This is a genomic window from Streptomyces sp. NPDC043878, from assembly GCF_056435735.1.
The window spans coordinates 40,692-49,447 of sequence record NZ_JBWKDW010000030.1; the positions used below are offsets into that span (position 1 = coordinate 40,692).

Consider the following 8,756-nt stretch of genomic DNA (forward strand, 5'->3'; position numbering starts at 1 on the left):
GTCCCTGGCTGGCCGGGAGCAACCGGGAGAGTGGTTGAACATATACGCTTTATAAAGGTATATGCACAAAAAAGGGGTATCAATGTGTCGATGACGGAAGGGCGTGCCATGACTGTCACCGGCGAGGGAGCGTGGCCGGACGCGACCGAGTGGACCGGGAAGATCTACAGCGGCGGCTGGCGGCAGTCCGAGGGCGGGGCCCAGTCGGTGAACGAACCCGCCACGGGCAAGCGGCTGGCGGAGGTGGGCGTGGCGGCGCCCGCGGATGTCGCCCGGGCCGGGCTCCTGGCCGCCCGGGCTCAGCGGGCCTGGGCCGAGACGGCACCCCAGGAGCGCGCCGAGGTCCTGCTCCGCGCCGCCCGGACACTGCGCGACAACAGCGGGGCGATCCGCGAGTGGATCGTCAGGGAGTCCGGAGGCGTCCCGGCGAAGGGCGACTACGAGATCGCGGCCGGACTCAGCCAGCTGGCGCAGGCCGTCGGGCTCGCGTCGCTGCCCCGGGGCGAGATCCTGAGCCCGTCGATGCCCGGTCAGGCCAGTTACGCATGGCGGGTACCGCTGGGGGTAGTCGGCGTCATCAACCCCTGGAACGCCCCCCTGCTGTTCGCCATGCGGGCCCTCGCGCCCGCGCTTGTGCTGGGCAACGCCGTCCTGCTCAAGCCCGATCCCCACACACCGGTGTCCGGCGGCGTCGTCGTGGCGCGGCTGTTCGAGGACGCCGGACTGCCCGAGGGGCTGCTCCACGTCCTGCCCGGGGGACCCGGCACCGGTGAGGCGGTCGTGGCTGATCCCCACGTCGCCATGGTCGTGTTCACCGGCTCCACCGAGGCAGGACGGGCGGTCGCCCGCGCCGCGGGCGACGGGCTCAAGCGGGTGGCTCTGGAACTGGGCGGCAAGAACTCGATCGTCGTGCTCGACGACGCGGACGTCGACGCCGCCGCGGCAGCCGGGGCGATGAGTTCCTTCGGCTATCAGGGGCAGGCCTGCGTCGCCGCCGGACGTCATCTGGTGCACGCCGACCTCGTGGAGCCGTACACCGAGGCACTGGTCGGGCAGGCCGAGGCGCTGCGGGTCGGCGACCCCCGAGAGGAGGGCGTGGCCCTCGGTCCCGTGATCAACGAGCGCCAGGCCGCGAGGATCGAACGCATCGTGGACGAGAGCGTGGCCGCAGGGGCACGGGTGCTGGCCGGCGGACGCCGCGACGGGCTGTTCTACCCGCCCACCGTCCTGGATCACGTCGAGCGGACCATGCCCGCCTTCACCGAGGAGATCTTCGGGCCCGTCGCCCCCGTCGTCGCGTTCCGTACCGACACGGAGGCCGTCGAGATCGCCAACGACACCGAATACGGCCTGACGGCGGCTGTGCACTCCCGTTCGGTGCCGCGGGCGGCGGCCATCGCCGAGCAGTTGCGCACCGGCATGGTGCACCTCAACGACGTCTCCGCCAAGGACGCCGCGAACGCCCCCTTCGGCGGGATGGGGGCATCGGGCAACGGCTCCCGCGTCGGCGGCACCGCCAACCTGGAGCAGTTCACCCAGTGGCGCTGGATGACGGTGCCCGAGGCGGTCTGAAAGAGGGGACGTTGGTCTCACTCATCGGCGTGCCCGTCGACTGCTCGTCAGGGCAGCTGCGGGTACAGGGCGGTGACGCCTCCCGCCAGCCCGGCCTGCACCTGGCGGCTGATGTCGTCCACGACGATCTCGTAGGCGCCCTCGGCGATGCCGTCGGCGGCGAGACGGGCGACGTCGGCGGGGGCGGTCTTGGGCGCGGTGACCGTGCTGGTCATGTCGGTGTCCATGTAGCCGACGTGCAGTCCGGCCACCCGGATTCCCTGGTCGGCGAGCTGGAGGCGCAGGGCGTTGGTGAGCGACCACTGGGCGGACTTGGCGGCGCAGTAGGCGCCGGCCTCCGGGAAGCTGAACCAGGACAGGGCGGACAGGATGTTCAGGACGGCACCGCCGCCGCCCGCCGCGATCTGGGGTGCGAAGGCCCGGACCACCGAGAGGGTGCCGAAGAAGTTGGTGTCCATGTCCCGGCGGATGTCGTCCAGGTCGCCGGTGAGCAGGTCGCCGCCGGTGGATATGCCGGCGTTGTTGATCAGGACGGTGACGTCACCGGTGGCCTTGGCGGCGGCCGCCACGGAGGCGGGGTCGGTGATGTCGAGCGCGATCGGCCTGACGCCGGGCAGGTCCACCTGGTCGGGGTTGCGGGCACCGGCGTAGACGGTGGCACCGCGGCCGAGCAGCTCTGCGGCCAGGGCGCGGCCGAGGCCGCGGTTGGCTCCGGTGACGAGAACGGTGCTGGCGGAGAGGTCCATGAGAATGCTCCTGGTGCTTTGGCGCGCGTGGTGAATGGGGGGAAAGAAGGGCCGGTCGAGACGGGAGGCCGGTGTTCCGCCGACGTGCTTCTCGCCGGTCTCCGTACGGAGGGAGGCGACGTGAAACGGGCGTCATCGCGAGAGGAACGGTGCTTATGCCTGTTCGTTGATGAGACCCGCGTAGTGGCCCAGGTTCCGCTCGATCTCCTCAAGGCCGACCTCGGCGATGGCCTTTCCCAGCTGCGGCACGCGCGCCTGGAATCCCGGCCAGTTGACCGATTCCGCGAACTCCGCCCAGGACGCGCGCAGATCGGCCACGGGCGGCAGGGTCGACCGGTTGATCTGTGCCTTGGCGGCCAGGACGGACTGCTTGTCGAACGAGGCGATGCGCGCCGCCACGCCGCTCACGAGGTCGTCGAGTTCGGCGTCGGCGACGGTCCGGGTCACCCACCCGTACCGCTCGGCCGTATCGGCGTCGAAGTCCTGGCTGGTGAGGATCGCTTCGAGGGCGCGGTCCCGCCCCAGCAGCCGGGCCAGACGGTCGCTGCCGCCACCGCCGGGGACGATGCCGATCGCGACCTCGGGCTGGCAGAAGAACGCCTCCTCGCGGCTGGCGTAGCGCAGGTCGAAGGCCAGGGTGATCTCGTCCCCGCCGCCCCGCGTGCGCCCGCGGATGGAGGCGATGCTGATGAACGGGGCACTGGTCAGGCTCGTGACCAGGTCGACCCACGTGGGAGTCCCGTCGGCGCTGTTCAGCGCCAGGAGTTCGGGCACCTGGCCGAGATCGGCGTGGTTGAAGAAGTATCCGGGCGTACCGCTGTCGAAGATGACGACCTGGACCTGCTCGTCCCGCCTCAGCTCATCGACGACGTCGACCAGTTGGGTAACGGTGTCCGCGCCGACGACGTTCACCGGCGGATTCGAGAAGGTGACCTTGCGGATCTTCGGCGCCACGGCCTCGATGCTGAACATGCTGTGCTGCGTCATGGTGTGCTCCAGTGCTGAAGTGTTGAGAGTGCTGAGGGGCGAATTGGGGGGAGGGGGAAATCTGTTCCAAGTCGGTTTTCAGGTCGGTTTTCGTCAGTCGGCAAGGGAGTCGGCTGCTGCCTGCATGCCGGCCTCGGCGGGCGGGCTGCCGAGGCGCTGTGGCGACCGGCAGACCGGCCGCACGCGTCGAGGACAGGTGACCGGGTCAGCCGTGTGGGCGGCCTGGGAGGGTCGGCTTCGCACGCGCGTCGCCGGCCGGACGGCGTCCCTCGAACGCGGCCAGTGCGACGACGATCGCGGCGGCGACCACGGCCGCCAGGTACGCCGGGGCCATCGGCGTGAGCATGCCTGCGACGACGAGAGCGGACAACGCGAGCAGCCGTGACCAGTGCAGGTCGTCGAACAGGGTCGCCCCGTGCCAGGTCTGCGTGGCGATGAAGAGGGCAGGCCCCCCGAACAGCAGCAGGTTCGTGGTGATGCCGGCGTGCTCCACCGGGTGCGCGATGACGCGTTCATCGGCCACGGCGACCGCGATCAACCCGGCGACGGAGACCATGAGGCTGATGACACCGCTGCGCCCGGCCCGCATCGGGTCCTCGGTCCGCTCGTAGTGGCGCACGACGCGCTCGGAGCGGCCGAAGAACAGCCAGAACAACGCGATCGTGCCGGTCAGCGCCACACCGGCGGTCAGCAGGGTCATCGGCTCGTAGGGGGCCGCGGTGAGCGCGGTGCCGGTGGTCATGACCGTCTCGCCCAACGCGATGATCATGAACAGGCGGCCGCGTTCCAGCAGGTGCCCGCCGGCGAAGCCGACCTGCCGGGACTCCAGCCTGCGGCCGGGCAGGGGATGCGCCGTCCAGGTACCCACCAGCTCGACCAGGGTCGCAGCGGCCCACCACGCCAGCCGCGCGCCACCACCGACCGCCGCGCCGGTCAGCCAGAGAGGCGCGGCCGCCACGAACCAGACCAGAACGCGGCGGAAGTGCTCCTGGTTGACCTCGTCGAGGCCCACCCTGAGCAGCCATACCGTCCGGCCGAGGTGAATCAGCAGGAACGTGACGACGAAGACCCACCCGGCGTCATCGAAGGCTCGCGGGATCGCGGCGTTCATGAACAGCCCGACGAGCATGACCGTCAGCAGCATCCGCCGGGTCCGCGGGTCCTCGGCCGGGACGAGGGTGACCGCCCAGGTGGTGTAGGCCCACGCCGCGTAGACGGCGAGGTAGAGCACGAGCGTCTGGGCGGCACCGGTCCACGTCGGGTGGGCCAGCAGCTGATGCGACAGCTGACCGATGGCGAAGACGTAGACCAGGTCGAAGAACAACTCCAGCGGCGTGACCTCCCGGCGCGCCGGATCGCTGGTCAACTCCACGGTGTCTCCTCGGTTTCACGGTTGCAGGGCGAGGTCTCGCAGCTCCCGGCCGGCCGCCGACGGAACCGCGCACGGATACGTCATCCGGGGATGCGGAACGGAGCCTCGGCCATGACCGGGCAGGCGTTCCGGCGTCCGTGCTGCCGGGCTTCGTGCCGCTGGTCAGCCGGCGAGGAAGGCCGTCACCTGGGCGGCGAAATCCCTGGCGTGCTGGAAGAGGAAGGCGTGGCCGGCGTCGCTGTAGGCGACGAGGGTGGCGTTGGGGAGGTGCTGGACGGCGGTGTAGGCGGCCAGCGGGGGGATCATCACATCCCGCATGCCGGTCGCGTACAGGACGGGCTGCCTGATGCTCGCCAGGTCCGCCCGCACCTGCTCGAAGGGAATCGCCGCGTCCTTCCCGATGGCGGTGATCTGGCCCATGGCAGCCGCCTCGGACACCTCGGGGAGCCCGGTGGCCGGTCGCGTGGCCACCCTGGCGAGATGCGCGTACCCGGCGGCGCGCCCGGTGTCCGTCTCCGGGAAGAACAGGAACACCAGGTCGTCCCCGGTGACCTCGGGCTTGGTCATGGTGGCCCGCACCTTCGGGTCCGGGTCGGGAGCGCCGGGCACCGTGCCGCCGGGGTTGGCGGCGGCCACGACCAGCCTGCGGACCAGGTCGGGCCGGGTGCGGGCGATGTGCTGGGCGACGGTGCCGCCCAGCGTCCAGCCGAGCAGGTCGACCTGCGTGAGGCCGAGGGCCTCGACGAACTCGACGGTGCCGTCGGCGAGTCCCTCGACGGAGTCGCGCGGGGTGCCGGTGGTGTATCCGGTGCCGACGTTGTCGAACACGATCACGTCATGGGCTGCGGCGAGGTGGTCCAGGAACTCCGGGTCCCACCAGTCGAGGGTGCCCCGGACCCGGTTCAGCAGGACCAGCGGGATGCCGCCCCGGGGGCCGACGCGCCGGTAGGTGAACGTCGCGGAGGGGCCTTCCACGGTGAGGTCCTCGGCCGCGTCTGCCAGATAGGTGCTCATGGCGGGCTTCGCTTTCCTGTCGATGTGTCTCGTGGGTGTCTTCTGGGAGTCGTCAGGCGGGCAGCCGGTTCATCTTGCGCAACTGCTGGTCGAACATGCGGGTGGGGACGATGCGGCGCATGGTGCGGACGCGCCCGGTCATGGCTCCGGCGGTGTAGCGCAGCTTCGGCTTGGCGTCGGTCGCCGCCGCGACGATCTCCTTGGCCACGACGGCGGGGTCGTCGCCGTCCTTGACCGCGCCGGCCATGTACTCCTCGAAGACGTGGCGCTGCTTGGCGTAGACGTCCAGAGGCCGGTCGGGCCGCACGCTGGCCGCGTCGAACGCCGTGTTGGTCCAGGCGGGTTCGACGAGCAGGGACCGCACGCCGTACTCGCGGAGCTCGTGGTCGACCGACTCCGAGTAGCCCTCGACGGCGTGCTTGGAGGCGGCGTAGACCGCCATGTAGGGCTGCGGCATGAAGCCGACGATGGACGAGATGTTGACGATCCGTCCGCTGCGCTGGGCACGCATGTGGGGCAGGACGGCGTTCGTCATGCGGATGACGCCGAAGACGTTGATGTCGAACAGGCCCTGCGCCTGCGCGGCGGAGCTCTCCTCGGCGGCGCCCGCCGAGCCGATGCCGGCGTTGTTGACCAGGACGTCGATCCGCCCGAACTTCTCGATCACCTCGCCGACCGCGGCGGTCACCGACGCGTCGCTGGTCACGTCGAGGTCGAGGAGGGTCACGCCCTTGAGGGGGGTGACGTGCGCGGTGTTGCGGCTGGTGCCGACCACCTCGTATCCCGCCGCCACCAGTGCGAGGGCGGCCGCCTTTCCGATACCGGAGGACGCACCCGTCACGAGGGCTACCGGACGTGTTGTCGCCATTGTGGGCTCCTGACTCATGGACTGCTTCGTCTTACGGGGGTGTGGGGGTCGCGGTGCCTGACGCGGACGCCGGTCACATTGAGGTCCGTCGCCGTCCCTGCAACCCTTAATCGGTTTCACCAATGTATCAGCTTCTAGATAAGAGGCAACATAGAAGCATCAATTAAAAAAGCATCCGTAGCGTTCACGTATCTCTTACGGAGGGTCACGGCGTCGGCGGCCCGTCACACGCCGATGCCCCACCGGGCTCGGCTCCGGCGGGGCAGCGGGCATGAGACCGGTCTGCAGTCACCGCTCCCGGCGGCGTCGGCGACCGTCTCGCGGCGGAGGGGCTGTCAGCGGTCGAGGAAGGTGTTCACCTCGGTGCCGAACTTGACGGCGTACTGGTAGAGGAAGCCGTGACCGGCGTCCGGGTAGATGTGCAGCTGGGCGTCGGGGAGGTACTTGGCCAGCAGGCGGGAGTTCTTGGCGGGCATGAGGATGTCGCTCTCGCCGTCGGCGACCAGGGTGGGCTGGAAGAGGGCGTGGAGGCGGACGAACTTGGCCTTGTCGGGGATGCCCCACTCGGACCACGCGGTGAGCTGGCGGTCGCGGGTGGCGAGGCTGGAGGGGGCGTCGTGGTCGGTGGTGCGCTGCCCGAGGCGCTGCAGGAACTCGCCTCCCGCGGCCTGGCTGGAGGCGGTGTTCTTGAAGAACAGGAAGAGGTAGTCCTCGGGGCCCGGGTTGTCCTTCAGGGTCCGCTGGAGGATTTTGGGGTCGGATGCGCGCTGGTCCACCCCGCCCTGGGGGCCGGTGGCGGCCAGGACGACGCGGCGGACCTGCCAGGGGCGGCGCAGGGCGACCTCCTGGGCGACCTCGCCGCCGAGGGAGAAGCCGAGCACGTCGTAGCGGGGCAGCTTGAGGGCGTCGATGAAGTCGATGGCGTCCAGGGCCATCTGCTGGACGGTGCTGGCGGTGGTGCCGGTGGAGCCGCCGACGCCGACGTTGTCCACGAGGATGACCTCGCGCTCGGCGGCGATGGTGTCGATGAGCTTGGGGTCCCAGCTGTCGAGGGTGCCGCGGAAGTGCTGGAAGAAGACCAGCGGCACGCTGCCGGTGCCGGGGTGGCCGAAGCGGCGGTACTGGTAGGTGACGCCGTTGGCGGCCTTGACGCGCAGGTTGGGGGCGGTGCTGGCGCTCCCGGGGCTCTGTGTCCGGGTGACCGCCGGACGCGCGGCGCCCGAGCTGTCACTCACGGCGGTCGCCACGCTCGGCGTCGCGCCGGCGACGGCAGCGAGGACCGACATGGTCGCCACCGCCACGGCGGTGCGCCGGGAGATACGGGTGTGCAGTTTGGTCGAGGGCATGACAATTCCTTGGGTGTCAGTGCCGGAGTGATGCTCCGGCGGGGCGAACCTGCCGTGCGCTTCACACGGCTCCGCCAGGCAGTGGCGTCGGACATCGGGGAGCCCTGGTCGCGAGCGGCGGCCACACCGGTGCCCGTGCTCGCCAGTGCGGCGCGACCCCTTATCCGTATCATCAAAGTATCACCTTGGAGCTTAGAAGCAACACCTATGAATCAAGTAATAAGGAACCCGTAGCGTTCACGTATCCTCTACTAGGGACCAGATGGCGAACGAGGCAGGAGACAGACATGGGCCGAGCACTGCGGGCAGATGCCGAGCGCAGTGTGCGCGCGATTCTGGAGGCGGCCGAGCGGGTCCTCGCCCAGGACGCCGGCGCCTCCATGGAGCAGATCGCCGAGGCGGCGGGGCTGACCAGGATCACGGTGCACCGCCGGTTCGCGAACCGGCAGGCGCTGCTGGAGGCGCTCGCCGTCTCCGCGAAGCAGCAGCTCCTCGACGCCATCGAGGAAGCCCGACCCAGTGCCGCTCCCGCACTCGTGGCCCTGTACCGGGTGACCGCGAATGTCCTGCGGGTCAAGAACACCTGGCGCTTCACCCTCAGTCACGCCACGCCCCACACCAGCGCCGCGGCCGCCCTCTGGGAAGAGATCGACACCTACACCGTCGAACTCCTGACACGAGCACGGAACGAGGGACTCCTCGCCCCGGACGCGGACCTGGACTGGACGCGGCAGGTGTACTACGCCCTCCTGAGCGAAGCCCTCGACAGGCCGGGCGCCGACCAGGATCCAGCCGCGCAGGACCCGGACGCGCTGGCCGCGCTCGTCATCGACACACTCCTGCACGGCGCG

General features: G+C 70.2%; 8 protein-coding genes. 2 read left to right on the forward strand and 6 right to left on the reverse strand.

What is annotated here, in order from left to right:
• Positions 1 to 108: 108 nt before the first annotated feature.
• The gene (locus tag AC07AZ_RS32375; protein WP_478854100.1) at positions 109 to 1,572 is read left to right on the forward strand and encodes a benzaldehyde dehydrogenase; all 1,464 of its coding nucleotides are present in this window, start codon (positions 109 to 111) and stop codon (positions 1,570 to 1,572) included.
• A gap of 47 nt (positions 1,573 to 1,619) precedes the next feature.
• Here the strand turns inward: AC07AZ_RS32375 and AC07AZ_RS32380 are convergent, their stop codons facing one another.
• The 6 genes from AC07AZ_RS32380 to AC07AZ_RS32405 all read right to left on the reverse strand — a co-directional run bounded on the left by AC07AZ_RS32380 (position 1,620) and on the right by AC07AZ_RS32405 (position 7,905).
• Complete coding sequence (locus AC07AZ_RS32380; protein WP_478854102.1) at positions 1,620 to 2,318, reverse strand: SDR family oxidoreductase; 699 nt, start codon at positions 2,316 to 2,318, stop codon at positions 1,620 to 1,622.
• 153 nt (positions 2,319 to 2,471) lie between these two features.
• The gene (locus AC07AZ_RS32385; protein WP_478854104.1) at positions 2,472 to 3,305 is read right to left on the reverse strand and encodes an enoyl-CoA hydratase/isomerase family protein; all 834 of its coding nucleotides are present in this window, start codon (positions 3,303 to 3,305) and stop codon (positions 2,472 to 2,474) included.
• Between the two features lie 205 nt (positions 3,306 to 3,510).
• On the reverse strand, positions 3,511 to 4,677 hold the full coding sequence (locus AC07AZ_RS32390; RefSeq protein WP_478854106.1) for a low temperature requirement protein A: 1,167 nt from the start codon (positions 4,675 to 4,677) through the stop codon (positions 3,511 to 3,513).
• A gap of 162 nt (positions 4,678 to 4,839) precedes the next feature.
• Entirely contained in the window at positions 4,840 to 5,691 is an 852-nt protein-coding gene (locus AC07AZ_RS32395; protein ID WP_478854108.1) for an alpha/beta fold hydrolase, read from the reverse strand.
• 52 nt (positions 5,692 to 5,743) lie between these two features.
• Positions 5,744 to 6,559 (reverse strand): oxidoreductase, encoded by an 816-nt coding sequence (locus tag AC07AZ_RS32400; RefSeq protein WP_478854110.1) that lies wholly within the window; start codon positions 6,557 to 6,559, stop codon positions 5,744 to 5,746.
• Between the two features lie 335 nt (positions 6,560 to 6,894).
• Positions 6,895 to 7,905 carry an alpha/beta fold hydrolase gene (locus tag AC07AZ_RS32405; protein ID WP_478854112.1) on the reverse strand — a complete coding sequence of 337 codons (1,011 nt, stop codon included), beginning with the start codon at positions 7,903 to 7,905 and terminating at the stop codon, positions 6,895 to 6,897.
• A gap of 287 nt (positions 7,906 to 8,192) precedes the next feature.
• Here AC07AZ_RS32405 and AC07AZ_RS32410 point away from each other — a divergent pair.
• Positions 8,193 to 8,756 (forward strand): TetR/AcrR family transcriptional regulator (locus AC07AZ_RS32410; protein ID WP_478854114.1); only part of this gene is annotated, 564 nt, incomplete at its 3' end.